Origin of the sequence: Parachryseolinea silvisoli (assembly GCF_021190955.1) — a bacterium.
Taxonomy (GTDB): Bacteria; Bacteroidota; Bacteroidia; order Cytophagales; family Cyclobacteriaceae; genus Ohtaekwangia; species Ohtaekwangia silvisoli.
This window is the reverse complement of record NZ_JAIOAO010000001.1, coordinates 1,565,610-1,588,740: the sequence shown is the minus strand read 5'-3', so window position 1 is coordinate 1,588,740 and position 23,131 is coordinate 1,565,610. Positions and strand designations below refer to the sequence as shown.

28 protein-coding genes are annotated in these 23,131 nt (G+C 46.9%); 15 read left to right on the top strand and 13 right to left on the bottom strand.

The features are described from left to right. Positions 1 to 52 precede the first annotated feature (52 nt). Positions 53 to 1,003, bottom strand: a complete 951-nt coding sequence (locus tag K7P01_RS06670; RefSeq protein ID WP_267291129.1) for a Cthe_2314 family HEPN domain-containing protein — start codon at positions 1,001 to 1,003, stop codon at positions 53 to 55. A 1,076-nt stretch (positions 1,004 to 2,079) separates the two neighbouring features. Between K7P01_RS06670 and K7P01_RS06665 the strand changes: the two genes are divergently transcribed. From K7P01_RS06665 to K7P01_RS06655, 3 genes are read left to right on the top strand one after another with little or no spacing between them, the layout of a single operon-like run. Continuing rightward, the gene (locus K7P01_RS06665) at positions 2,080 to 3,339 is read left to right on the top strand and encodes a site-specific integrase (RefSeq protein WP_267291128.1); all 1,260 of its coding nucleotides are present in this window, start codon (positions 2,080 to 2,082) and stop codon (positions 3,337 to 3,339) included. Between the two features lie 10 nt (positions 3,340 to 3,349). Then, entirely contained in the window at positions 3,350 to 3,811 is a 462-nt protein-coding gene (locus tag K7P01_RS06660) for a DUF6934 family protein (protein WP_267291126.1), read from the top strand. Further along, the gene (locus K7P01_RS06655; RefSeq protein ID WP_267291124.1) at positions 3,808 to 3,984 is read left to right on the top strand and encodes a hypothetical protein; all 177 of its coding nucleotides are present in this window, start codon (positions 3,808 to 3,810) and stop codon (positions 3,982 to 3,984) included. Before K7P01_RS06660 ends, K7P01_RS06655 begins: the two co-directional genes overlap by 4 nt. A 73-nt stretch (positions 3,985 to 4,057) precedes the next feature. Here K7P01_RS06655 and K7P01_RS06650 read toward each other — a convergent pair whose 3' ends face one another. The 5 genes from K7P01_RS06650 to K7P01_RS06630 form a co-directional block, all read right to left on the bottom strand. Beyond that, positions 4,058 to 4,447: a helix-turn-helix domain-containing protein gene (locus K7P01_RS06650; protein ID WP_267291123.1), complete on the bottom strand. Its 390-nt coding sequence runs from the start codon at positions 4,445 to 4,447 to the stop codon at positions 4,058 to 4,060. A gap of 2 nt (positions 4,448 to 4,449) precedes the next feature. Next, positions 4,450 to 4,743, bottom strand: a complete 294-nt coding sequence (locus K7P01_RS06645; RefSeq protein WP_267291121.1) for a type II toxin-antitoxin system HigB family toxin — start codon at positions 4,741 to 4,743, stop codon at positions 4,450 to 4,452. 139 nt (positions 4,744 to 4,882) lie between these two features. Further along, positions 4,883 to 5,140, bottom strand: coding sequence for a type I toxin-antitoxin system SymE family toxin (locus K7P01_RS06640; RefSeq protein WP_267291120.1), 258 nt, complete (start codon positions 5,138 to 5,140; stop codon positions 4,883 to 4,885). Then, positions 5,130 to 5,585: a hypothetical protein gene (locus tag K7P01_RS06635; RefSeq protein ID WP_267291118.1), complete on the bottom strand. Its 456-nt coding sequence runs from the start codon at positions 5,583 to 5,585 to the stop codon at positions 5,130 to 5,132. Before K7P01_RS06635 ends, K7P01_RS06640 begins: the two co-directional genes overlap by 11 nt. A gap of 27 nt (positions 5,586 to 5,612) precedes the next feature. Beyond that, entirely contained in the window at positions 5,613 to 6,038 is a 426-nt protein-coding gene (locus K7P01_RS06630; protein ID WP_267291116.1) for a hypothetical protein, read from the bottom strand. Between the two features lie 229 nt (positions 6,039 to 6,267). Between K7P01_RS06630 and K7P01_RS06625 the strand changes: the two genes are divergently transcribed. From K7P01_RS06625 to K7P01_RS06595, 7 genes are all read left to right on the top strand, one after another. After that, the gene (locus K7P01_RS06625) at positions 6,268 to 6,696 is read left to right on the top strand and encodes a helix-turn-helix domain-containing protein (protein ID WP_267291115.1); all 429 of its coding nucleotides are present in this window, start codon (positions 6,268 to 6,270) and stop codon (positions 6,694 to 6,696) included. Between the two features lie 253 nt (positions 6,697 to 6,949). Further along, positions 6,950 to 7,336 (top strand): hypothetical protein, encoded by a 387-nt coding sequence (locus K7P01_RS06620; protein WP_267291113.1) that lies wholly within the window; start codon positions 6,950 to 6,952, stop codon positions 7,334 to 7,336. Positions 7,337 to 7,437: 101 nt separating this feature from the next. Beyond that, the gene (locus tag K7P01_RS06615; protein ID WP_267291111.1) at positions 7,438 to 8,664 is read left to right on the top strand and encodes a hypothetical protein; all 1,227 of its coding nucleotides are present in this window, start codon (positions 7,438 to 7,440) and stop codon (positions 8,662 to 8,664) included. Between the two features lie 555 nt (positions 8,665 to 9,219). Continuing rightward, complete coding sequence (locus K7P01_RS06610; protein ID WP_267291109.1) at positions 9,220 to 9,555, top strand: helix-turn-helix domain-containing protein; 336 nt, start codon at positions 9,220 to 9,222, stop codon at positions 9,553 to 9,555. Continuing rightward, positions 9,552 to 10,445, top strand: a complete 894-nt coding sequence (locus K7P01_RS06605) for a hypothetical protein (protein WP_267291107.1) — start codon at positions 9,552 to 9,554, stop codon at positions 10,443 to 10,445. The genes K7P01_RS06610 and K7P01_RS06605 overlap by 4 nt, the downstream gene beginning before the upstream one ends. 7 nt (positions 10,446 to 10,452) lie before the next feature. Continuing rightward, on the top strand, positions 10,453 to 11,166 hold the full coding sequence (locus K7P01_RS06600; protein ID WP_267291105.1) for a P-loop NTPase family protein: 714 nt from the start codon (positions 10,453 to 10,455) through the stop codon (positions 11,164 to 11,166). A 92-nt stretch (positions 11,167 to 11,258) separates the two neighbouring features. Beyond that, positions 11,259 to 11,447, top strand: a complete 189-nt coding sequence (locus tag K7P01_RS06595) for an AlbA family DNA-binding domain-containing protein (protein WP_267291103.1) — start codon at positions 11,259 to 11,261, stop codon at positions 11,445 to 11,447. Between the two features lie 180 nt (positions 11,448 to 11,627). Here the strand turns inward: K7P01_RS06595 and K7P01_RS06590 are convergent, their stop codons facing one another. Next, positions 11,628 to 12,449, bottom strand: a complete 822-nt coding sequence (locus K7P01_RS06590; protein ID WP_267291101.1) for a class I SAM-dependent methyltransferase — start codon at positions 12,447 to 12,449, stop codon at positions 11,628 to 11,630. A 283-nt stretch (positions 12,450 to 12,732) separates the two neighbouring features. Here K7P01_RS06590 and K7P01_RS06585 point away from each other — a divergent pair, with 283 nt between their 5' ends. From K7P01_RS06585 to K7P01_RS06570, 4 genes are all read left to right on the top strand, one after another. Further along, positions 12,733 to 13,599, top strand: coding sequence for a sigma-70 family RNA polymerase sigma factor (locus K7P01_RS06585; protein WP_267291099.1), 867 nt, complete (start codon positions 12,733 to 12,735; stop codon positions 13,597 to 13,599). Positions 13,600 to 13,674: 75 nt separating this feature from the next. Then, positions 13,675 to 13,869: a cold-shock protein gene (locus K7P01_RS06580; RefSeq protein WP_267291097.1), complete on the top strand. Its 195-nt coding sequence runs from the start codon at positions 13,675 to 13,677 to the stop codon at positions 13,867 to 13,869. Between the two features lie 809 nt (positions 13,870 to 14,678). After that, positions 14,679 to 14,936 (top strand): hypothetical protein, encoded by a 258-nt coding sequence (locus K7P01_RS06575; protein WP_267291095.1) that lies wholly within the window; start codon positions 14,679 to 14,681, stop codon positions 14,934 to 14,936. Between the two features lie 213 nt (positions 14,937 to 15,149). Continuing rightward, on the top strand, positions 15,150 to 16,289 hold the full coding sequence (locus K7P01_RS06570) for a fatty acid desaturase family protein (RefSeq protein WP_267291093.1): 1,140 nt from the start codon (positions 15,150 to 15,152) through the stop codon (positions 16,287 to 16,289). 554 nt (positions 16,290 to 16,843) lie between these two features. On the opposite strand, the gene K7P01_RS06565 is transcribed toward K7P01_RS06570, so the two are convergent. From K7P01_RS06565 to K7P01_RS06555, 3 genes are all read right to left on the bottom strand, one after another. Next, positions 16,844 to 17,911, bottom strand: a complete 1,068-nt coding sequence (locus K7P01_RS06565) for a 3-oxoacyl-ACP synthase III family protein (RefSeq protein WP_267291091.1) — start codon at positions 17,909 to 17,911, stop codon at positions 16,844 to 16,846. Positions 17,912 to 18,156: 245 nt separating this feature from the next. Beyond that, complete coding sequence (locus K7P01_RS06560; RefSeq protein WP_267291089.1) at positions 18,157 to 18,564, bottom strand: response regulator; 408 nt, start codon at positions 18,562 to 18,564, stop codon at positions 18,157 to 18,159. Between the two features lie 614 nt (positions 18,565 to 19,178). Further along, on the bottom strand, positions 19,179 to 19,478 hold the full coding sequence (locus tag K7P01_RS06555; RefSeq protein ID WP_267291087.1) for a hypothetical protein: 300 nt from the start codon (positions 19,476 to 19,478) through the stop codon (positions 19,179 to 19,181). Positions 19,479 to 19,618: 140 nt separating this feature from the next. Here K7P01_RS06555 and K7P01_RS06550 point away from each other — a divergent pair, with 140 nt between their 5' ends. Continuing rightward, positions 19,619 to 20,074: a response regulator gene (locus tag K7P01_RS06550; protein ID WP_267291085.1), complete on the top strand. Its 456-nt coding sequence runs from the start codon at positions 19,619 to 19,621 to the stop codon at positions 20,072 to 20,074. A 128-nt stretch (positions 20,075 to 20,202) separates the two neighbouring features. Here the strand turns inward: K7P01_RS06550 and K7P01_RS06545 are convergent, their stop codons facing one another. From K7P01_RS06545 to K7P01_RS06535, 3 genes are all read right to left on the bottom strand, one after another. Beyond that, a complete protein-coding gene (locus K7P01_RS06545) occupies positions 20,203 to 20,688 on the bottom strand; it encodes a response regulator (RefSeq protein WP_267291083.1) in 486 nt (161 codons plus the stop codon). Positions 20,689 to 21,475: 787 nt separating this feature from the next. Continuing rightward, positions 21,476 to 21,910 carry a response regulator gene (locus K7P01_RS06540; protein ID WP_267291081.1) on the bottom strand — a complete coding sequence of 145 codons (435 nt, stop codon included), beginning with the start codon at positions 21,908 to 21,910 and terminating at the stop codon, positions 21,476 to 21,478. Between the two features lie 282 nt (positions 21,911 to 22,192). Continuing rightward, complete coding sequence (locus K7P01_RS06535; RefSeq protein ID WP_267291078.1) at positions 22,193 to 22,681, bottom strand: response regulator; 489 nt, start codon at positions 22,679 to 22,681, stop codon at positions 22,193 to 22,195. Positions 22,682 to 23,131 lie beyond the last annotated feature (450 nt).

Sequence of the window (23,131 nt, the reverse complement as noted above, 5' to 3'; positions counted from 1 at the left end):
ATGGATAGCGGGCCAGCTGCGGCGAACCCGACGCAGCACGGTCGCTTACCTATCATTGTGGTTCATCATAGACGATAATTAGCCTTTTGCTGACAGGCTTAACATGGTCTGCGACCACGTCAATGATATCCTCTTCCGAGTAGGTTGCATTCATGTCAAAGGCCGTTATTAAATTGGCTCCCTCAAAAACTCTAGCGGACTCCACCCGGTATTTTCCGTTAGCTTCCAATACTTTGCTAGAGAATACTAGGACCCGATCCGGGAGTTGATCGATCAGTTTTAGGGCTAATTCGAACCCTTGGAAGAATAGCTCCAGGTGCTTTTTAAAAAAATCCGGGTATCGTTGTTTTGTTGTGTTAAGGTCCACATTTCTAGGGTCATTCCGGTACTCCAAATTTCCCCAATAGTGCTGCGCCTCAAGCTGAAAGTGGTGAACGGCGTTGTTTCGCTCCTTTAAGATTGCCTTTAAATCAGTGTCATACAAATCCTTTAGCTGTTTATAGATGGGGTCATTGAGAATATGGCTAGGATCGCTGTTGTACGGGTCTTTGATCTGTGACAAAATCTTTCCAAAAATAACGTTGGTTATTGGGAAACTCGTGTCGAAGTAAAGATGTAATAGGTCCCCTATCCGATCCCAGAAATTGTAGATGATTTGAAGACCGAAGTTTGCGTATTCGAGATACCTCCTGTCCTCTAATGTCTGATGGTATGTACCACCACTTGCCTGTGTGTTTACGATAAATGGTCGTAAAATGTAGAGGATGCCTGTGACGTATTTAAGATCATTTGAGATAAAGTTAAACTCGTCGTGGATCTTAAAATAAGAGTAAGGGATGGCATGGAGCGGTCGTTTTCGTCTGAGTATATCGGAAAGAAAAACCGCCGTGTCCTGTCCGTCGAATTTGTTGTCGATTAGGCTTTGAAGCGCGAATTCCTTGTAGGTCGCGAAAATTTGCTCGTTGAATTCTCTGAAATGATAAAGGGGGTGTTGTGTATCCATAGACGTCATTGCTTAAAATATAAACTTCGTCAACGACTACGCAGTCTTTTTGCGCAGTTGGTCCCCTACTGAATATTATGTGATTTTTTTTTAACCCCGTATTTACACTTTCCCGTCGCAAACGTTGGCGCTGTTATCTCAGAAAACCGTTTGGTGAGTAGTTCATTTTTCTCTCGTTCGAGCGCGTTTTTATCCCGTTCTGACTGCAGGAGAATCGGCAGCAGGAGGACGAGAGATAATGGTTTAAAATTCATGGTAAGGTTTGGCAAGGGGGGAAAAAAGCCCATCTATGCCTCACTTTGCAGCGAGGCCATAGATGGGCTCTCACGAATATACAGAAAGAATTATGTAGCACAAACGAGCTGGTGACATGATTCCCTTAGATGGTCGGCTTGTGACGATGCTTGCGATAGGTAGGGACTCTACTCGCCAAGTCCGGCCTGCTGCCGGCCGCGCGCTTCGGGCTTTCTGTTTCGATCCCTATCGCGGCTGGATACCGATGCCGTTGAGGATACCCGATTTTGACATGCAAGGTTAGATGGTAAGGTTGTATGGGGCTCTGGCCCATTTAAATCTCTGGCACCGCCGCTTTTAGCCGTATTGCCCGAGTGGAGGCCTGCAAAATACTACGGGTAGTCGTTTTATAGCATTTCCAACCGGCAGCACAGAAGTCCGTCCGCATAAGAGACCTTACCCGATTTCGAGTTCCCGATGGTTCGAAAATTGTACTGCCTGGTTGCATCGCACTTGACGCTTAATACCATGAATATCATGCCTATTCATACGTAATTTAGCATGTAACAATTTGGTATTCAGTTTTTTAAGTTCGCTATTAGCTTTAAGTCATGTAGGAAGTGGTTCGAAAATTGTACTGTAGGGTCGACTAGTACAGCATCAAACAAAGTCAAGGCCCCTTAAATGCTATAATTTAAGGGTTTTTTCATTTTTAATCCCTCAAACAAGCACTTATAAACTCAATGGTTCTGTGCCCTATTTGTGCCCTGGCTGCCTTGCGGTAGCTTGGGGCACAGAAGGACGGCAAATGATCAACGCGCATCATTTCAAACCAAAAATCCATGAGTTCTTCAAATCTCCTGCGCATCCGTTTTATCATCAAAAAAGACAAAGCAAAAAACGACTCCGCTCCGGTCTATGCGCGCCTCACCGTCGGTGCAGAATCAGTTGACATCTCACTCCGTCGCGACTTCGACATTCAAAAATGGGATCCTCAAACAGGCCGGGCTAAGACTACCCGCGACGAAGGTCGTGCCTTCAACAACTTTCTCGACCAGGTGCGCGCCGAGCTCACCAACCACTACAACGAGTTAAAATATCAGAAAAAGGAAATTAGCGCCAAGGCGGTCCGTGATGCCTTCTATGGTGTGGTCCAAAAAGAGCGGACATTGCGCGAACTCGTCGACTACCACAACAATCACCTCAAACACACACTCGAATGGGGCACCATGAAGAATTACATGACCACCCAGAAGTACCTGGAGATGTTCGTAGCGCAAAACTTTAAGGCAACAGACGTGCCGTTGTCTCGTCTTTCATACACCTTCCTGGTCGACTTCGAAATATTCCTGCTCGCGCATCGTCCGAAAGATCATCACAAGCCCTGCAAGCACAACACTGTCCTCAAACATATCGAGCGCCTCCGCAAAATGGTCAATGTTGCCATTAAGAACGAATGGCTGGAACGAGACCCATTCGCGAAATTCCAGGGAAAGTTCATCCGAAAAGACCGGCAATTCTTGAATGAGGAGGAGATCGACGCGCTTGAACAGAAGGAGTTTCCCATCGAGCGTTTAGCCTGGGCGCGCGATCTCTTCGTCTTTAGCATATACACCGGTCTCGCTTACTGTGATGTCATGAGCCTTACCTCGCAAAACATCACCAGGGGCATAGACGGAGAGTATTGGATCATCACCGAACGCAAGAAAACGCACCAGTCAGTCCGTTTCCCCATCTTGCCCAAGGCCCTGGAGATTATACAGAAATACAAAGACGATCCACGCGCCGCTACCACGGGTACAATTTTCGCACGTCTATCCAACCAGAAACTAAATGCCTATCTAAAAGAAATCGCTACCATCTGCGGCATAGACAAGCACTTAACCTTTCACCTCGCGCGCCATACATTCGCCACGACCATAGCCCTGTGCAATGGCGTGCCCATAGAAACAGTGTCGAAGATCCTCGGCCACACATCCATCCGCACCACGCAGATTTATGCCAAGGTTGTCGAAAAGAAAGTGAGCCAGGATATGAGCGCACTGCGTACTAAACTTGCTTCCAGCAAAGGGGTGAAGGAGTTTAGAACGGCAGCAAATTAACCCGCTGCCTATGAACGCCAACAGATATACCGACTTAATTGTCGGTAAAGATCTCGCGCTCTTTGATTTCGTAAGCACGGGGCCTCGCGGGGCAATAAGAAAACGTATCGCCTTTATGTCGACGAACGACACGCGTGTTGTTCAACTCGCATTCGGCGATCTGATCGATGGAAGCCTATTGAATGATCGTGTTATCAGCAACAACGGCGATCGCGACAAAGTCCTGGCGACCATCATCGGCGTCGTAGATATTTACACTAACGCATACCCGCAGCGGTGGGTATATTTCGAAGGGAGCACCGACGCACGAACGCGGTTATATAGAATAGTTGTTTCTCAAAATATACATGATCTATCTACGCTGTTCGAAATACAAGGCTTACTCGGTCATTGGTCGATGGAACCCTTCCAGAAAAACCAGCCCTACCGCGCATTTTTGATTAGAAGAAAAAACACTAACTTTAAAGTATGAAAGAGCAGAATACACAACCGCCCAAAATGAAGCTGCGGTATGATCGTAGCCTGGATAATGTCGACCTGTCCAAACTTGCGCCCGAAAAGCAAGCAAAAGCGAACGAAGCCTTAAGACACATAAAATTGCCGGGTAGAGAGTTGCCAGAAGTACCACAATCCCAGGAATCGTAAGTAAACATTGCCACATCAATAATAAAAAAGGGATCGCAACGCGCGATCCCTTTTTGTTAGCGAAAAAATTATCTTAAACGTGCGTTAGCAAAAACTCGGCATCAATGTTAAGTTTCTTATGCACAGCCTTCAAGAAAACTACATCGGGGGCACGTTTGCCTGTTAATATCTGCGATAGCTTAGGTGCCCCGATTCCCAACTTCTTAGCGAGCTTCTCTTGGGTAAGCTTCTTTTCTGCCATCTTAAACTCCACCGCCTCTTTTAGCGACTTTGGTTTAATAGGCATAAGTTGTAAGATCCCATCTTCATACGTTTCAGCCAGTTTGGAAAGATCGCCCAACATGGTTGCCTCTTCAGTCGTCAAATGATGAAATCCGCCCGCCTTCGTCGCCTTACTCAAAAGCGACTCAATGGTTTTCATCACCAACTTGTATTCGCGTTCATTTCGGATTTTAGCAAGCATAGTTATACAGTTTTGCAGTCGATTCTATTGTACTCGGCATGGGTGCCAATAAAGCGGATAAACAGGGTGCGTTTATCCAAGAAAATCATGGCAACAATTCGATACTTTTTCCCTTTAATATTAAAAACGTAACGCTCATTTCCCACATAATCAACAGAGTTGAATGTCTGTTTAATGTCCTGTAGGCTCGTCCAGTTGGCCGCTTTTGTCTTGTCGTACCACTCATTCACCGCATCTACCGCGTCTGCATGGTCACCGACAAAACCGGTAAGTATTGTCTTAGAGATAACTACCATCGGGTTCTAAAGGTTTCAAATTTAAAAATAAAATTTCATTATTCGAAATCAAAGAAAAGGGGGACTTTTAATCCCCCATTCACTCCAAAACCATCGTGGGCGGGCAACAACCAAAGCCGCTCCGATGGCACCAGCCAGTCTACCCCGCTTCCTTCAAACACACCGGCTGTCCTGGTGAAAGTGAAATCACCAGCTTATCATCAACATAATCCACCACTACCCGGGCACCGGCTTCAAAGCCTGCCCGCTTAAGCCATAACCCTTGCAAGCGCAGCTCTGGCACCCACACACCCCGCGTCATTTCACGCTCCTGGTGTCTCTCACTTACCGTCAATGTTCGCTGTTTGAAAGCCCTCACTTCATTACCTACAACTTGTTCCATACTTTCAATAAGCATAATTATCAACGTTGTCGTCCCACGATTCTACACTACTGTCCACGCCCATCGCCTTGTCCAAAACTCCGGAAGTAGCCGCCGCCCGCCACTGGCCTCGCCGTACCTCAATCTCCTGATGGACCTCTTTAGCCACCTCGCGGTAATTACTCAAATCCGCCTCCACCCGCACAACGTACTCCTGCAATAGTTCCAAATACTGTTGCCATACATTAGGCCGCAGCTTTAACACTGCGAATCCGGTGTAAAGAGCATAGCCCAATTGGTAGTCCAGCACTTTCATTTTATCATCATGCTCGCGCCTTGCCTCCTCACAGCCTAAACCGTACGGCCGATGCCCCCGTCGTATGATATTTTTCTTATAGGCTTTCAAAACTTCACCAAGCGCGTGCAGGGGCGATCCCTTCTCGGGTTCGAGCACAACATCCTTCCATTCTTCAAATTGCATGTCTTTAAGGGGTTAATATCACATAACTTATTGCCGCTTTGCCTTCAACTCTTTGCGGAACTCCTTTCGTTTGCCGGCATAGGTATTATCCCCTGGCTTATCACGTCCACCGGTCTCTTCAAGCCTCATGCGAGCATCCGTCGCCGATTCATTGCGAATAAAATATTCCTCCTTCCGCAACCCCATATAGACGTTAAACGCCGCCCGAGTGAGTTCCTCCGGGCTGTCGCCTCCTCTAAGCGCATACTCGTCCACCAGGGTGAGATAAGCCTGCACCGTCGAGCGGTCAAACTCTCCCGGCCTCAAACCGCACGGTCCCATACTTTCATCGCGCTCTATACTTCGCTTACGCCTCGTGTCCTGTTGTGTGATCCTGATATCCTCCCGAACCACACAAAGCCCCGCTTCTATGTCAGCCGGTAGCCTGATGCCTCCAAAATCTGATTTGTTCACTGTCATGTTTTTACTGGTTACTTGTGATTAACTAACATCCAACGGTTACGTGCGCACATTTCCTTGTTGGTGATATTAAATTACGGAGTGGCTATTGTATATTTCTTCCCGTCAACGTTCTCTTTTAACCAACCTTCGTGTGTATTTAACAACGCATTGGATATACTTTTCCTAAAAATTGATTTGAAGAAACCTATTGCAGAATCGTTTAAAAGTATATATTTGTGATATGACCGATGCACAAAAACCGAGCAGGGCCGTCCACCACGGCAAGAACCTAAAGCGCTTCCGCGAAATGTTGGGTTATAAACAAGAAGCCTTTGCAGACAAGTTAGGAGGAGACTGGACCGTCAGAAAAATTTCCTACTATGAGAACAAGGAAGTGATCGAGGCTGAGCTGATCGAGGAGCTGGCCAAAGCACTAAGTGTACCGGCAGATGCGATCTTAAATTTTGACGAAGAGAAGGCCGTGTACAACATCCAGCATAACTACGATAATACCAGTGGTTCACAACAGAATTATCAGCCGACATTTATTCCGCTCGACAAGTACGATCAACTGATGGATGAAATCAGAAAACTCTACGAAGCACTGCTGCAGTCAGAGCGAGAGAAGAACGCCTTACTCGAAAGGCTTCTTTCCGAGAAATCAAAATAGCCCATCCGCCACCGAAAGGTGGCTTTTTTATCATCAATACCGTGCCCGCACACGGAAATACCCAGCTGCATTTTAGTATATACATCTGGCTGTTTCCCAAATAGCTATACTTTTTGGGGAAATATGGTTGCCCCACCCACGCCCCAAACTCGCCTCCCAACTCGGCACATTTAGAATACATTTCCCAATTTGGTATAACATTTGGGGAAACTTCCCGTTTGTACAATATACTATACTAATCTACCCCGAGACGATGAAAACGTTGCACGAAGCGAGTAACCTTGAGATCATCCATTTACTCCAACCAAACATTCTTTACTGTAACTGGACCGGCCCACAAACAACCGAAGGCATCATGCAGTCAGGCGCCATTATACTCGACCTCCAGGCACGCCATGCCTTCCGAGACATCCTGAACGACAATAGTCAGGTCGTTGGACCCTGGCACCTAGCCGCCCGTTGGACTGCCGACGAATGGTTTCCCGCCATGGTCGACGTCGGCCTATCGCAATTTGCTTGGGTATTATCTCCAAACATATTCGCCGAAGCCTCCGCGAAGCGCGCACTACCAGCCGGCGACCTTGTCACGACATTTAAATCCTACGAAGAAGCCTTCGCTTGGCTGACGCACAAGCCGTAGGACCAGACCATTTTTTTATTTCGCTAATCCTGCCAGTGGTCACACACCACCGGCCTGGGCTCGCTATGAATTTTTTTATCTCCCCGATACTGATACTGTTAATGAAAACGATAGTCAAACAAAAATCCCGATACGAGCTGCAACGACTCGAAAATATAATCCTCGAAGACCTCGCCGACTTCTTCAAACGCACTCCGGACCTGGAGTATGAATTTCTCCCCGACGTCTTCGCTATTGTCAACGAGGAGGTTCAGAACATCAAAGAAAACCTTTCATTAAGCCCTCTTGCCTTTGACGATCCGGGCGACCTCCGGCGCCATGTCCAGAGCCATCAACATGCCCTCTTAACCTTAGCCGGTTACTTGCGCAAATACGCCGCGCCCAGCCATCTGGATTATACTCGACTCGAGGCCGCTCCTGAAACGTTCAGCCAGATTCTCTACCAGGCTATTGAAGATCTTCTCGACTTCCTTCACACACGCTTTCCTCAACACTTCGACCACGATGCGTGGATCCCACCTTCTTACCAACAAATCGTCCGCCACCACCTTTGCGGTGACCTCTCTGCACTACGCACCGAGTTGCTACAGCGCGGCATAAACCTGTACCTGGTCGCCATCGCCATGGTTCCCCTTACACAATTCGCCGTCGACAAGCCTTCTAACCGTGTCAGCTACCGCACCATAGCCTACCTCCAGCAGCTAAGGGCACGCCTATCCCATCTGGCCACTACGTTGGTACCTAACCCGACCAAGCAGTTACTACAACTGCTCTGCGAGCTGAATTTCAATTCCCCCGATTTTGTCACCTATTGTATTTCCTACATGAAATACGATCTGCACAACACTGCGCTTATTACCGATGGAGGCCCCATGATACTATACCGGTTTCGGAAACTTTTACTGCAAATGCGACCGGCCGCCAACATGGCACTCAATCCCTCGCTGCCGCCGCTACAGGACACACTTTGTACCTGGATCGACACTGAACTTTGGTACTGCGAGTCAATCCAGCGATCGCACAGCACTCCACCGACGCCTGCTGCCTCCAGCGTTATTTCGAAGATCTTCACTTCACTCACCGGTGCCGAACTCAGCTACCTTTTCAGCATTATGCTTAGTGTGGGCATTGTGATCGCTAAAAACAAACGTGCTCTCGGCAACATCCTGGCCGCCGTCTTCCAAACCGCGAATGCCGGCGACCAGGGCGACAGCTATCGCCAGCAGCTCTACCGCGTAGACATGCGAGTCAAGAAAGCCATCGAGTCGTTTTTAACCAAAATGCTCAAGTATGTCCAGAATGATATCGCCACCAATACTTTGAAATGATTTATCAGAATGACCTCTCATAACCCGCCCGGTTCTTCATTTGCCTACGTGACCTAAACGGTCTACATACTTGCATGTTCAACACTAAAATACCCCCTAAGGGACACGCACCAACAGAACCTGGCGTCGATAGGAGGGGCGGTATGAATTTAGAATAGATAGTTACGGGATCAGGATTTTTTCCTAATCCTACCGGACAGCGGGGGCCGACCTTCGCTGTTTTTTTATTTTCATAGTTGCGCCATTCGACCAAATTCATACCCATCAGCCCGACCGTGTTGGCCCCAATTCCAGTAAAACCAAGGAGTCCATTCTCGCTAAAATGCCCGGGCACTTTCAGAATTACATCGCCGCCGACCGTCTGGTGTAAAATATTTTCAAAAAAAGTTACTACTCATTTTCGCGCAAAGAGGTATAAACTCTCTCCGTCTGTCATTTGCTTTAATCATTTATACCTGTTTTTGAGCAATACACACTCTATACACACTTTTGTGTGTATGGATTTCCATTGCGCTATCGCTTTCATTTGCCACTGTCAAACCCTAAAAGTTACGTATGGCAACAGCAAACATTGTTACTCTGGAAGACCTCGAAGTCTTCAAAAAAAGTCTCCTCCACGACCTGGTCGACATTATCAGCGAGCGCAAAAACAACCCTTACCGGGAGTGGCTAAAATCCCGCGACGTGCGGCGCATACTCATGATCTCTCCCAACACCCTGCAGCAGCTGCGTGAGCGCGGCAAACTATCGTTCACCAAGATCGGCAGCATCTACTATTACGCGTACGCCGACATCGCCAGGATGCTTGAAGAAAACAAAGCACCTACACGTGATGAATACGCAACCCAATTCGACGATGAGGTGCCAGTAAAACCACGCAGGAAGTCATGAACTTCATCCTGCACTTCAAGGCATCTATAAGACGCATCGCAGACGACGACAGGCCTAAAACACAACACCTGGCGCTATACATGGTGCTATTCAACGAGTGGAACTCAAACCTCTTTCGCAACCCAGTCATCCTTACCCGCTCGGACATCATGCGCATGTCCAAGATTGGCTCCGCCCACACCTACACACGTTGCCTAAAGGATCTATCCGAATGGGGCTACTTTGAGTACCACCCATCCTACGATCCGCAACGCAGCAGCACGGTGGTCATGTACAGATTTGACACCGGCACCTATGCCAAAAGTGGCAAAGGTACCTATGCTAAAACTGGCAAAGGTACCTATGCTAAAACTGGCAAAGGTACCTATGCTAAAACTGGCAAGGGTGGTGGCAAAGGTAGTGGCAAGGGTACTGGCAAAGGTACTGGCAAAGGTGATGGCACCATATATAAAAACAGTACAAACCTTCAAAACACTATAAACGATATAAACGGACATGGCACAAGCAATGAAGATTCAAATTTTGTTAACGATCGGGGGACGGACGCGAACCCGCAAGCAACTGATACCGGTAATCATCGTCGGAAAAAACAAACTTCCGGGGGGCGGGGGGGCGGCCGCGCCGACGCCATCCCGGCCACGGTCCAGGAAGCGCAAGAATACTTCCTCGCCCAGCAGTCCACTGCCGACGAAGCCGAAAAATTCTGCAACCACTACCAAGCCAACGGCTGGCTAATCGGCGGCCGCTCGCCTATGCAAGACTGGCGCGCCTCCGCCCGTAACTGGATTAAAAACTCTAAAAAATTCGCCCATGAAAACCGACAAGCCCACTCCAAACCCAAACCAGGTCCCCTCGATACCGGCCCCAAAAATTACGGAGAGCCATACTGACCCACCCATGCCGCCCAGCAGCTCATCCCGACCCGTCACGGTTCCCCCCTCCGGGGGAACCGCTCCCGGTGCGGCTCTGCCACCCGCCGGCGCCGCGGAACTACTGGATACTATCGGCGGCTACAGCTTCTCGTGGCTCATCGTAAACCTAGAGCACCATGGACGCAAACAGTTCGGTCGCCACTTCACCATCCGCCGTGCCGACTATGACCTGGTGCGACGCCTCCTGGTATACTTCCTTGCCGACGCCTCTCAGGCCGCGCAGCTGGGCATAGACCTGTGCAAAGGCATTGCCCTAACTGGCCCCATCGGTTGCGGCAAAACCAGCCTCATGAGCCTCATGCGTCTGATTCCTGGCCCCGACCGAAACTTCACTATGAAACCCACGCGTGACGTCAGCTTCGAGTTCATCCAGGACGGCTATGAAGTCATACACCGCTACAGCCGCCTCTCGTTCCACGCCAATGGTCCACGCACCTATTGCTTCGACGACCTCGGCGCCGAACAAGCCCTAAAATACTATGGCAATGAGTGCAATGTCATGGCGGAGGTAATACTCTCTCGGTACGAATTTTACACTGCGTTCAAAATGCGAACCCATCTCACCACAAACCTCAAGGCCAGCGAGGTCGACGATATGTATGGCCCGCGTATACGCAGTCGCATGCGCGAAATGTTTAATCTCATAGCTTTCACCACTACATCCGACAAACGAATTTAATATACAAATCGTATCTTGAAAAGGTAATCATCGCAACTACCACGAGGTAACACTTGAATGTTCTAACTTAAAGGAAATTCCACCAGCGGAATATGAATAACTTTTTCGACAAAACGGATTTCTCATTCGACGATATCAGATCTTTAATTAACAATGAAGTCGAAGAGTCGATTCATCTTGACTTCAAAGATGCTGCGGCTCTCGACAAAAGCGACAGGAAGAAGGACGAGATATCAAAAGACATATCCGCTTTTGCTAACTCCGACGGTGGCATTATTTGAAAGAATATGATTTACTATGTACGAGAGCAACTCTTTAAGCCAGATGGTTAAGCGAAACAGAGATGTAATTTATAATCGTGCTATAAATGACAATTCTTATCGAACCAAGTCATTTAGCGCTCCGCGGCGTCGCCGTATTCCACATCGCACCGGGCCGGCATTTGTTATTATTCCATGTCTTTAGAATCCCTTCCTCAACACAAACCGATAGTAGGGCCTGGAACCATTTTTCAGGGTTAGGTAAAACCTTGATCCTACAACGCCTGCAAAATCACAAAATAATTTTTGGTACTTCCGGGGGACGAGCGATGCAATTTTCTTTCTCTTGGACTCATCCTCAGATTCAATGGCTTTAACCACGTTCGCGCTGATGTCCTCTTTGCTGACGATAACCATACCTGAATCAATTAATTCCTGCCAGAATAGTTCCATATTCTCTACCGAGTTCCGGAAGTCGACCAGCAAAAGGTACCCGCCAGGCCTGAGTACACGGGCAACTTCGCGCAGGAATTTTTTCACGTCGCCGTACCCATGACATGACTCAACATTGATCACAACATCAATGGAGTTATCTTCCATCGTTAGTGACTCGCCACTACCCTGCACGAACGATAAGCCGGGGTAAGGGTGAAGTTTACGTGCCAGTTCAATCGCATTTTTTGCTATATCGAGGCCAATATATTGCGCCGGACTGAAGGTGCGCACGATATAGGCCGCGCCACCCCCACGTCCACTTCCTACCTCGAGGACTTTTTTTTCTACCAATGGTACTTTGCAAGCCAGGTAATGATACATGTTGGCGGAATGCCACTGATCCTTTACCCCAGATGGTGGCGGACTGCTCTCAACTTCGGCGGCACCCGGGATGTACCCGTAATTCATAAAATGCCAGTCGGCAGCAGGAATATATTTCGCTAAGACCTCATATGTGACTCTGGCATTGAACCTTTTGAACCAGGCGAATTTCTTAAATACAGAGATAACCTTGTTGACAACAAGCATAATCGATGTAGTTTTTGATAAAAATTTGGGATGCAAAAGTCGAATGAAGGAAGTAATTGGACAATAGATTTGCTCAATTTCTCAGTAAATCCATTTAGTATGACTACTCGGCCAGAAGTTAGTTTGAAAATAATCACAGATATGTCGTTGAAAATGACTATCTTGTGCCCACATCAAGAGTTTTCTTATCAATTACCCACCATAAAATTTTATTTTTTCATTAATGCTTCAGCCACTTTCATGCTGAGACGGCATACTATTATTATTCACCAACCCATTTTACATGCGTCAACTTAAGATCAGTAAGCAGATTACAAATCGGGAGAGTCAATCCCTGGATAAATATTTACAGGAAATAGGGAAGGTAGATCTGATTACCGCTGAAGTTGAAGTAGAACTTGCCCGGAGAATACGTGAAGGCGACCAAGGAGCACTGGAAAAACTCACCAAAGCTAACCTTCGCTTTGTCGTATCGGTAGCAAAACAATACCAGAATAACGGTCTCACCCTTGGGGATCTGATCAATGAAGGCAACCTGGGACTGATCAAAGCAGCAGGGAGGTTTGATGAGAAACGGGGATTTAAATTTATTTCCTATGCCGTATGGTGGATTCGCCAATCCATTATGCAGGCCTTGGCGGAACAATCACGAATTGTACGATTGCCATTAAACCGCATTGGCTCACTCACGAAGGTTTCTAAAACATTTGCTGAGCTTGAACAGAAGTTCCAGCGCGAACCCTCTACCGAAGAAGTGGCTGAAGTTATCGGCGTTACTACGGAGGAGATCCTGGATAGTTTAAGAATAGGAGGTCGCCATGTTTCCGTCGATGCACCGTTTTCCCAAGGAGAAGATGGTAGTTTACTCGATGTTCTTTCTGATGCCAATGAATCCAATCCGGAATCTGCAATGATAGCCGAATCGCTTGTCCAGGAAGTACAGCGATCGCTGGCAACATTAACAACGCGGGAAGCAGAAGTAATAAGTTTGTATTTCGGCCTGAACCGGAAACAATCGATGACCCTGGAAGAGATCGGTGATAAATTTGATCTGACGCGTGAGCGTGTACGACAAATTAAGGAAAAAGCAACTCGGCGCTTAAGACATACATCCAGGAGTAGGACGTTGAAATCCTACCTTGGCCAGTAGGGCACACTGGAATTACTACACACACAGCATAGTCCCGTCTGTAAAACGAATTTTTTTTAATTTTTAATTTATACAATGCAAGGAATCGTAAAGTTTTTCAATGAAGCCAAAGGATTTGGTTTTATTACCCCGTCAAATTCAAAAACTGACATTTTTGTTCACATGTCAGGTCTTGTCGATGAAATCCGTGAGAACGATGAAGTTACTTATGATGAACAAGTCGGAAAAAAGGGCATGAATGCCGTGAATGTTACAAGAATCATGGATTGAGAATTTCTTTTTTATAACATAGAAAAGCCGACTTGATCAAGGTCGGTTTTTTTGTTTTATAGCCGCATTAAAATTGATAAACGATCGCATTGATATTCATTCCCGCGCCGACAGAGGCTATAAATATTCTATCTCCTTTGCGGAGGCGATGGCCTTCCAGTTTCCCCCTTCAACAGCAGATCTAACAAGGTAGGTATCGTAGCCACGGAACTGTTGCCGATTTTGCCATCGTCATTGGCATAATACCCGTGGGAATCGTGTCGATGTTATACGCTTTAAAAAGGCACACCAAAATGGCGTTGTCCATTTTTTCGTTTGCTTGGTGAATAAGAACTTTCTTGATATATGTGATCGGCACCCGTGCTTTATCTAGTGCAAACTGGATCACCTGGGAACATGGTTCCGTGCGAATTCATATACCTCCCGGCCATTCATTTTCAAATACCGGTCAGGGGGTGTGGCTCCATCCCGTGGATCATGGAATCCCGTAAAGCGTTTCCGTACCAATCACCAGGCAGCGCCTCGCATGGCCCGATAGAATATAAAAATTGGCTTGGATCAATCCTTCCAGCCCCATCCGGGGCAACCAAAGACAATATCCTAGGCAACGCAATCGGGATTCTGAATTTGAAGAGATGCTTTAATCTGGGGAGCAATAGGGGGAACCATATTTACCCGGTTGGTCTCGTATTCAACGTCACCAAAATTGTGAGCAACAATGATGTAATCATTTGTCTCCCGGTCGGCGGATAAATTTTCAATGGCTTTATGTGCCGCCGATACTCCGATCCGAAGCCAGTCGATCTGCTATGCGTAGCATGCTCCTGTATGCCAGTGATCTCGGCAAACTTGTCGATGATCTCCCGGCTGCTTTTAAAAATCCGGCTACCATCGACCTCAAAGAACTCCCGAGTTCCGAAAGCCTTGTTCATGACCTGCATTTCTGGAATGCAACTTCCGGGTCCCGTAACCACCAGGGAAAAATTTACGCCGATGCCGATGCCAGTGTCAATGCCGGTGCCGCTTCACATTGTACTCGCCGTGCAACAGAATCTCTCATCGAATGAAGGATAATGTGTACGTTATCCATTCCTAAGTCCTCAATCATAAGGTTAACGGTGGCTTCTTTTCCAGTCCTTTTATTTTGATTGTCAATTAAATGCATTAGCATACTAAACTGCATCCACAAATTTTGAGTCCACATCGTAGATTTTTTGGCACAAATTATTGACTTGTAGAAATCGGGAAAATAATTTTGCGCGAAACCGATTAGGAATTCGATGGCGACCACCAGAAGTTTAACGTTTGCAGCGACCTCTCGTGATTTTGTAACGACGCTCAATAAACGGGTGAACGACTATTTTAAAACCCATGACATTAGCCGTCATGCAAACATTGAAATGGCAATCAAGACCATCTTTATGTTCGGACTTTATTTTGGCCCTTATTTCCTCGTCATTACCGGGGTGGTAACCGACATGGCGTGGCAGATCGGGCTTGTTATTATTATGGGACTCGGCCTGGCCGGTATTGGTCTGTCGGTAATGCACGATGCCAATCATGGGGCGTATTCAAAACGGCAATGGGTAAATACCACCATCGGCTACTCCTTGAACCTGATTGGCGCAAATGCCTTCAACTGGAAAATCCAGCATAACATGCTGCACCATTCCTATACCAACGTCCATGAGGAGGACGAAGACATAAGCCCAAGGGGTGTCCTTCGCTTATCCCCGCATTCCGAGTGGAGGTACATGCACCAGTTCCAGTTTATCTATGCCTGGTTTCTATATGGATTAATGACCCTTGTATGGATGGTGGCAAAGGACTTCGTGCGCATTATTCGTTATCATAAAAACGGTTTGGCCAGGAAGAGCAATGCCGATATAAAGGAAGAATGGATGATCCTGTTGGGAACAAAAATACTTTATGTAGGATACATTTTTGCGCTTCCAGTATGGCTGACGGATTTATACTGGTGGCAGGTTCTGATCGGTATTTTTATCATGCAATACATAGCAGGGTTCATCCTGGCGATTATCTTTCAGCCAGCCCACGTCATTGAAGGAACGGAATATCCGCTTCCGGATGAAAACAGAATGCTTGAAAATAACTGGGCTGTGCACCAACTTCTTACTACTACTAACTTCGCCACCACCAGCCGCTGGTTTTCTTGGTATGTTGGAGGACTCAATTTTCAGATTGAACACCATTTGTTCCCCAACATCTGCCATGTCCACTACCGAAACATTGCACAAATCGTGAAGGACACTGCATTGGATTTTGGATTACCGTACCATTGTAAGAAAACATTTTGGGAGGCTATCGCAAGCCATGCAAGACTGTTAAAACAACTCGGCAAGAGACCCGCTCCGTTCACCACACCATTGACCTCTGACAATCCGGTGAAACTCTATTGATAATTTGGAAGGCATGATTGGAGTTCTGAAATTTTTTTCTTCCGTTAGCTCACGCTCCGCATGCCCGGATCATGATAATGTATTACCCTCCTTTGAAGTCACTATTTAAAATAACTACAAAGCCAGTATCTAACCTGGACAACGACCGTCATTAAAGCCCTCAACGCAGAGCAGGGGGTCATTGTTCCTGACGATAACTGGCCGAAAACGACCGTTGATGTCAACTTCTTTAGTCGTAGGCTGCAGATGCCTAACATTGATCCGCCGCCGTTTGGCAGAGGGTTTCCATCCCCTTGCGCAGTCGGTCAATCGGACGGAATCCCGGCATGATCAAACCTTTGCCGTCGGGCTTCACCAGCGTCAGCGTAGGAAATCTTTCGATCTTATGGAATGCAACTTTTTGCAAGTCCTGGTGCGCTCTCGCGTATCGCGGCCTTTGCGTTCATTGACTACAAAAATATGCTAATGGCATTAGTATTGTTAACAGCCCCATCCGTGTTGTTTCAAAACACGTAACCCTGTTTTCGCCAGATCATTTTTTTACCAGCACATTGTCAGAACTGATATACCAGTGCATTGATATTCATGCCAGCTCCAACGGACGCAAATACCACTCTGTCGCCGTCAGTGATCCTATGGTTTTGCAGTTTGCCCTTCAGAATCAAGTCCAGCAATGTGGGTACCGTTGCGACAGAGCTGTTCCCAAGAAAATCAATTGTCATCGGGACTACACCTTCCGGTATTGAGCTCAAATCATAAAGTTTAAAGAGCCTTTCCGTAATAGCAATATCCATTTTTTCATTTGCCTGATGGATAAGTATTTTGTTGATGTCTTTCAGGTGTAAGCCTGCTTTGTCCAGGGCAGTTTTGATTAACAAGGGCACATAACTCAGCGCAAACTCGTAAACCCTTCTTCCGTTCATTTTTAGGAACAGATCGGACCTAATTTCATATTCTAAGTTGTTTGAGGGCCCCATACTTAGCAGGTTAGCGTGTTCGACGGCGTAGGTCTGAGTCTTGTGCGATAGCACTCCTCGAAAGTCGTCTTGAGAAACTTCAAGTATTATGGCGCCGGCGCCATCGCTGAAAATCATTGAATCCCTGTCGTGCTGATCGACCACCCGCGAAAGTGTTTCGGTCCCTATGACGAGGCAGCGCCGTGCATCACCTGACTTTATGAAATAGTTTGCCTGAATAAAACCTTCGATCCACCCAGGGCACCCGAACGGAAGGTCATAAGCGATACAATCCGGGTTTTGAATCCCGAGTAACGCCTTCACTTTTGATCCAAGGGAGGGAACCATAGTTACCCGATTGCTTTTTGATGCCACATCGCCAAAATTGTGAGCGACAATGATGTAATCAAGCGTTTCTTTATCAATAGATGCGGTCTCAATAGCTTGCTGGGCAGAAAGATACGCAAGATCGGAGGCGAGTTGATCTTCTCGCGCGTAACGTCTCGCGTTAATACCGGTAATCTCCGAGAACTTTTCAACGATGGTTTCATTTCGCTTCCCAACTCTGGTACCGTTGCTTTCGAAAAAGACCGCGTTTAAAAAATCAGAGTTCTGTATCTGAATGTCCGGAATATAACTTCCAGTGCCAATTATGATTGAAGTCATTATGTCCAAGATAAAATGTCACGATGTACTGATTCGTGAGGCAAAACTACAATCGCGGCTAATTTGTTTATCAACACGCAAATAAAAAAATTCGTGTAGTTGAATTAACATTTGTTAGGGGAGCAGGCAACGCGTATGATTTTGGAAATCCGATTGTGAAGCATGCAAAGTAAAAACCAAACTCCGAAAAGTTTGTTCTTAAATCGAGAATGGTCTTTACGGAAATCGATTCTTACACGGTGTAGCTAGATGCAAGGAATGGCCGCCTCTACAAGTCTCTTTAGCATGTCAAAAGTTGCAGTGTAGGTATTTGCTTTTTTAAGGAAATTGTCGGCGCCGGCTTTCATCCCTTTGTAAGACTCTAGTTCGCTTGACGTGGTGGAATATAAAATCATCGTTGCCTTCTTGAAGCGATCCAGTCGCCTTAGCGTTGCCACGCATTCGATCCCTGACATCGCAGGCATGTTAACATCAAGGAAAATCATATCAGGGACGGCTGGTAACTCGTGGAGTCTCTGGATCGCTTCCATGCCATCCGAAGCAAGGAAAACCTCAATGTCCGGATTGATCTCAGTTATTACATCTGCAAAAATTTCGCGGTCTTCCGGATCATCGTCAGCGTATAGTATTGTCATAACGTCATCACCCATCATGTGAGTAATGTCCTGCCTTTTTAGCCGACACCACCACACAACTATTTAGGAAAGGGGTGAAATCAAATATCCACAAAATAAACGGCTTTCGTCAGGACTTGGTCTAAGAATAATCCCGGATTATTCCACAACAAAATCGTTATCAAACACGACTGGCTCGGACAGATTAGCTGTCGATATCCTGGTGACGATTTCTCGGAGGCGGCTAAAGCTGTCTGGCTTTTGCACGGCTAACTTAGCGCCTAGTTTGAAAATGCCTCTTCCCTACGACTTTCAGTTAAGCCAGTGGACCAAATAATCGCAGCCAAAGAACTGAACTTCGGGTTGCTCCTAATTTCGGACAGACAATCCACCTACGATCCATCAAGCCGTCCGATGTAGCTGATGCTTGCGCATTCGCGGCCCGCGCACAGTCTACCCCGTTTGACCTCCTGTTGATGCCAAATAGTCTCCACATGGAAACATTTGTGCCTTTAATAACGCCAACGCCATCCGCCGTACATCCCACCCGCCCAGGGCGGGCGTAGCGCCCATCGCACATCATGCCGCCCAAAGCCAGTAACCATTCGTCTCTCAAGTTTATATGGATCACCGGTCAGCCTCGATCTTCTTTCTCAAATGCTCCCAAGAAAACCTGTCAGCGCATCGATATCAGGTATCTCCTTATAGACTATGACCGGAAGGTTACTGTATACAGGTTCACTCCGCAAACGCTGTAAAAGCAGCATGTAACCTTGGTCGACTGAGCCCAGGTAGATAACCATGGCCGAAAAATTGGTCAATCTGAGCTTTCTCAAAACCTGGCCTACGTCGGAGCAAAAATCAAACTCAAGCTCGGGAAGGCGCCGAGCAGCGGCCGTTACAGTTGGAAGTAATTGAGGCAAATCATCTGAAAACAAAAGGACCGGTTTCATACATGCAGTATAACGAGGCGATCAATGTAGAGAAAATTGCCCATCCGGCCTAATAAGTGCGTTTTTTTACCTGAAAACCCTGATTTTTTCAACCCCTGAATGGCATGGTTTATTATATTACAGCGCTATCCGACGTACTTATGCCAAGAGACAAGGCCACCCCTACTGAGACAAACGTCCTTCTTGCTGACGACGATGATGATGATTTTCTGTTTTTTACCCTGGCTGTCGCCGACACTCAAATTGCAGTGGCACTGACAAGAGTGGAGGATGGGGAAATGCTTATGAAAGCATTGGAGGAGAACATACCCGATGTGCTCTTTTTAGACCTGCACATGCCCTGTAAAAATGGATGGCAGTGCCTTCGGGAAATAAGATCGAACAGGCGATACGACAATCTCCCAATCATTACCTACACGTCATTCGATGACTTGAAAAACATAGACTATTGCTTTAGGGAAGGGGCAAATTTGTATTCGGTCAAGGCAACCAATCTCGCCTCGCTAACGGAAATCCTGAAACGCGTTTTGTCAATCGAGTGGAAAAGAACCATGTATTTTCCACCTCGCCAGGAGTTCGTGCTCCAGCCCAGCTAAATAAGCATCCGTCCACTTGTATTTTGGCGATTCGGCCGAAGCGCGCGCATTTTAATCGCATGCGGTTGATACCTGATATACCGCTGCAGCTTTCGAATAGATTTAGGCCTTACGATTGGTGAATTTGCCTACACAATGGGGCGCGCCCTTCGATATTCATTTCCGACAATCCTCACCCAGTCGGGCCTTCTGTACAGGCGAAAATATTCTCTTTCGACACTTTTAGCTAAATCCATGATTAGCACCTTTTGTATGATTTCTCTGAACTTTGTAAAAGAAGAAGGTTTCTGAATGAAGAGCCGTGCGCCTAACCTAAAAGCTTCCGTTACATCGTCGTCGACGCCTGAGGTCGACCAGATGACGACCGGCAGATGGTTTAGCTGGGGGGCGCTCTTAATCTCTCGAAGGCAGCTCAGACCATTTTTTAGAGGCATATTAATGTCAATAAAAAGCAAATCGGGAAGGGAGAAGCCTGTCATTAGACGATTTATCAAATCGACGCCGTTAGAAATGCAAGTAACCTTTGTTTGGTCGGTTAATTCGTTTACAGCCTCATTGAATACTATGCAATCATCATCATCATCGTCGGCTAACCAGATTGTTCGTATTGGCATAGACATAAATTTACAGAACCCCATTTAGAAATTCATGCCAATATAGTTAGGGGATATGGCCTTATAAGGAACTTACCCCTTGTTCGAACCTGTTGTGATAAAACTTAAAGTAAGTTATAGACCCATGAAAGGGTAATTTATACACGTAGTGTCAATTTGTTACTTTGATGTCATTTTGTTGCCGTTGAGCATACGGTTCGGACCATACCTGGCTATCATTATAGGTTATCCAACATTTATAGCTTATTCATACCGAAACGCTTCGCGAATAAAGAACTCGAGAAATCATTTGCAAAAATTTATAAACTGGCATCCTTACAGTTTGCACCGACCGAAGCTTGGTGTGACTAGGGCGGCAGCGTATAAGTCAATGATGGGCATAAACGCCATTCCGATTGCCAACTGTAAAAGTTAGTATGAAAAATCCGCGTTCGACCATATCGCGTAATCTGGATTTAGTGCGTTAGACCCGGCGAAGCGCTAGAGACGAAAAACAGCAGCAGTAACTCGTATTTAATGAAAGCGCAGAGCGCTATCAGTAACGCGACGTTGTGGCTCTTACGCGGGGTCGATACGCAACTTACTAAATTAATAGGGGAGAAGACTTCCTTTGTCAAACACCGATCTATCATGACAGCGGTCAAACACTGTCTCGGGCAAGGAGCGCTGATTGATGTGACCAAGATGTAAGACTGTTGAAGGGAATTTCAGAAGTTCGTGACCTTCACGCGTAGCGCTCTAATTTGTGCCAGGTACTCTTGCAGACTTCGGTGTTGGATACCTTGGGCTATTCAATCAAGAATTCGTTATCATAGGTATACGGATCGGACAAATTAGCTGTTAGTATCTCTCGGGTAATTGCTGTTAACCTGGTAAAAGTATCAGGTTTTTTCACGAATAATCTGGCCCCAAGTTGAAATGCCTGTTCGGCATGATTGGGATTTGCGGCAGTGGACCACATAATTGTCGCCAGGGAACTGAGCTTTGGATCTCCTTTAATCTCGGACAGACAGTCGAAACCGTTTTTCTTAGGCATGTTGATGTCGAGCAAGACGACGTCAGGCAGTGTCGGCGATGAACGTAGTTGATTGATGATTTCTGATCCATTCACGAATGAAACAAGTTCGACATCGGGAGCAACATCCAACAACGCTTCCTTGAAAAGCCCCAGATCATCCTCGTCATCATCCGCTAGCCAGATCGTGTGTATAGACCCAAGCATTGATTCCTGTTTACAAATTTCGCTTTAGAAAGTCAAAAATAATGATTCATGTGAACGCGCCCATCATTTGGCTTAATTACCAACGTGTGGAACATTTGCTTCTCTAATAATCATTGAGCGCTTTGTTACGATCAAACCTCGAAAATTGACTGCGGCTTGTCGGGTAGCACGTTCATGGTGATTTGAGGCGAGGAATCCATCATCGGCCTCGGTAACAGGAGGTACTTGCTGAATCCGGCTTCGAACCGGAATTTATGGTAACATTTTGAATACCAGTGGGTTTCACTGTCCATTGGTGACTGTCGTGTTTGAATATCTTTGCATCGCTCCAGGACTTATCGCTGGTATGCGATGCAAAACCTTTATGTCCAACACGGTATTGAGAGAGCTATTTGAGACGAGGTCAAGCGCCTCCCTGAGCTGGTCTATCATTTCGTGGAGGAAATTCGCCTTCACAAAAAGCTTGTCCGCGCCCGCACTAAGTGCCATTTCAACCTCTGTCTTTTCTGACGTTGTCGAATAAAGGAAGATGGGCGTACGTTTATACGGGTCCATGGCGCGCAATTCCCTTAGGCACTCCAGGCCGTTCATCAGCGGCATGTTCAGGTCAAGGAATATTGCATCAAAACGCTCGGTCGTATTCGATAATATCGCTATTGCCTCGTTACCATCCCGTGCTGTCACGAGTTTTACATCTGGATGGAGGCTACTAATCAACATGGCAAATACTTCGTGATCGTCTGGATCATCATCCGCATAAAAGATCGTCATCACTCCAGGGTTTACGTTACAGAATCGAGGATAAAATTCTGTGCCCATAAACCGGGGTAAGACGCACTGCTGCTTCCCTTAAGGACCGACCGAAAGTTAAGAGTGTCGAGTGTTTGGGTAATGCCCCATTGAACCTCCTGTTGATCGCCAAAATAGTCTCCACATGGACCATTTGTGCCTCTAATACCGCCAACGCCACTCCGCCGCACATCCCCGCCCGCCCAGGGCCGCCTTCGGCCGGCCTCAAGGTTGATAAGGAGCGCTTGCGCGCGGTTGGTTGTGGGGCCGGCACAAAAGGCCCGCCAGGCGCTCCACTTCGTTCCGCCCCTGTCATGCCTTTTGTCCGTCCCCGCTGATTGTATTTATATGGCGCCGCTTCGCTCCGCCTAACGCCAAGGCCAGCTTTGACACAACCACCCGTGCTCGCGCGGTATTGGCCCGCCTTTATTT

Excerpts from the sequence above, each read along its gene's own strand:
- K7P01_RS06595 (WP_267291103.1), top strand. The coding sequence starts at position 11,259 with ATGAATAACTTTTTCGACAAAACGGATTTCTCATTCGACGATATCAGA.
- K7P01_RS06640 (WP_267291120.1), bottom strand. The coding sequence starts at position 5,140 with ATGCTTATTGAAAGTATGGAACAAGTTGTAGGTAATGAAGTGAGGGCT.
- K7P01_RS06635 (WP_267291118.1), bottom strand. The coding sequence starts at position 5,585 with ATGCAATTTGAAGAATGGAAGGATGTTGTGCTCGAACCCGAGAAGGGA.
- K7P01_RS06670 (WP_267291129.1), bottom strand. The coding sequence starts at position 1,003 with ATGGATACACAACACCCCCTTTATCATTTCAGAGAATTCAACGAGCAA.
- K7P01_RS06655 (WP_267291124.1), top strand. The coding sequence starts at position 3,808 with ATGAAAGAGCAGAATACACAACCGCCCAAAATGAAGCTGCGGTATGAT.
- K7P01_RS06660 (WP_267291126.1), top strand. The coding sequence starts at position 3,350 with ATGAACGCCAACAGATATACCGACTTAATTGTCGGTAAAGATCTCGCG.
- K7P01_RS06560 (WP_267291089.1), bottom strand. The coding sequence starts at position 18,564 with ATGATGGGTGATGACGTTATGACAATACTATACGCTGACGATGATCCG.
- K7P01_RS06605 (WP_267291107.1), top strand. The coding sequence starts at position 9,552 with ATGAACTTCATCCTGCACTTCAAGGCATCTATAAGACGCATCGCAGAC.
- K7P01_RS06600 (WP_267291105.1), top strand. The coding sequence starts at position 10,453 with ATGCCGCCCAGCAGCTCATCCCGACCCGTCACGGTTCCCCCCTCCGGG.
- K7P01_RS06580 (WP_267291097.1), top strand. The coding sequence starts at position 13,675 with ATGCAAGGAATCGTAAAGTTTTTCAATGAAGCCAAAGGATTTGGTTTT.
- K7P01_RS06540 (WP_267291081.1), bottom strand. The coding sequence starts at position 21,910 with ATGCTTGGGTCTATACACACGATCTGGCTAGCGGATGATGACGAGGAT.
- K7P01_RS06570 (WP_267291093.1), top strand. The coding sequence starts at position 15,150 with ATGGCGACCACCAGAAGTTTAACGTTTGCAGCGACCTCTCGTGATTTT.
- K7P01_RS06625 (WP_267291115.1), top strand. The coding sequence starts at position 6,268 with ATGACCGATGCACAAAAACCGAGCAGGGCCGTCCACCACGGCAAGAAC.
- K7P01_RS06565 (WP_267291091.1), bottom strand. The coding sequence starts at position 17,911 with ATGACTTCAATCATAATTGGCACTGGAAGTTATATTCCGGACATTCAG.
- K7P01_RS06545 (WP_267291083.1), bottom strand. The coding sequence starts at position 20,688 with ATGCCAATACGAACAATCTGGTTAGCCGACGATGATGATGATGATTGC.
- K7P01_RS06620 (WP_267291113.1), top strand. The coding sequence starts at position 6,950 with ATGAAAACGTTGCACGAAGCGAGTAACCTTGAGATCATCCATTTACTC.
- K7P01_RS06645 (WP_267291121.1), bottom strand. The coding sequence starts at position 4,743 with ATGGTAGTTATCTCTAAGACAATACTTACCGGTTTTGTCGGTGACCAT.
- K7P01_RS06590 (WP_267291101.1), bottom strand. The coding sequence starts at position 12,449 with ATGCTTGTTGTCAACAAGGTTATCTCTGTATTTAAGAAATTCGCCTGG.
- K7P01_RS06575 (WP_267291095.1), top strand. The coding sequence starts at position 14,679 with ATGCGTAGCATGCTCCTGTATGCCAGTGATCTCGGCAAACTTGTCGAT.
- K7P01_RS06665 (WP_267291128.1), top strand. The coding sequence starts at position 2,080 with ATGAGTTCTTCAAATCTCCTGCGCATCCGTTTTATCATCAAAAAAGAC.
- K7P01_RS06550 (WP_267291085.1), top strand. The coding sequence starts at position 19,619 with ATGCCAAGAGACAAGGCCACCCCTACTGAGACAAACGTCCTTCTTGCT.
- K7P01_RS06615 (WP_267291111.1), top strand. The coding sequence starts at position 7,438 with ATGAAAACGATAGTCAAACAAAAATCCCGATACGAGCTGCAACGACTC.
- K7P01_RS06610 (WP_267291109.1), top strand. The coding sequence starts at position 9,220 with ATGGCAACAGCAAACATTGTTACTCTGGAAGACCTCGAAGTCTTCAAA.
- K7P01_RS06555 (WP_267291087.1), bottom strand. The coding sequence starts at position 19,478 with ATGAAACCGGTCCTTTTGTTTTCAGATGATTTGCCTCAATTACTTCCA.
- K7P01_RS06535 (WP_267291078.1), bottom strand. The coding sequence starts at position 22,681 with ATGACGATCTTTTATGCGGATGATGATCCAGACGATCACGAAGTATTT.
- K7P01_RS06650 (WP_267291123.1), bottom strand. The coding sequence starts at position 4,447 with ATGCTTGCTAAAATCCGAAATGAACGCGAATACAAGTTGGTGATGAAA.
- K7P01_RS06585 (WP_267291099.1), top strand. The coding sequence starts at position 12,733 with ATGCGTCAACTTAAGATCAGTAAGCAGATTACAAATCGGGAGAGTCAA.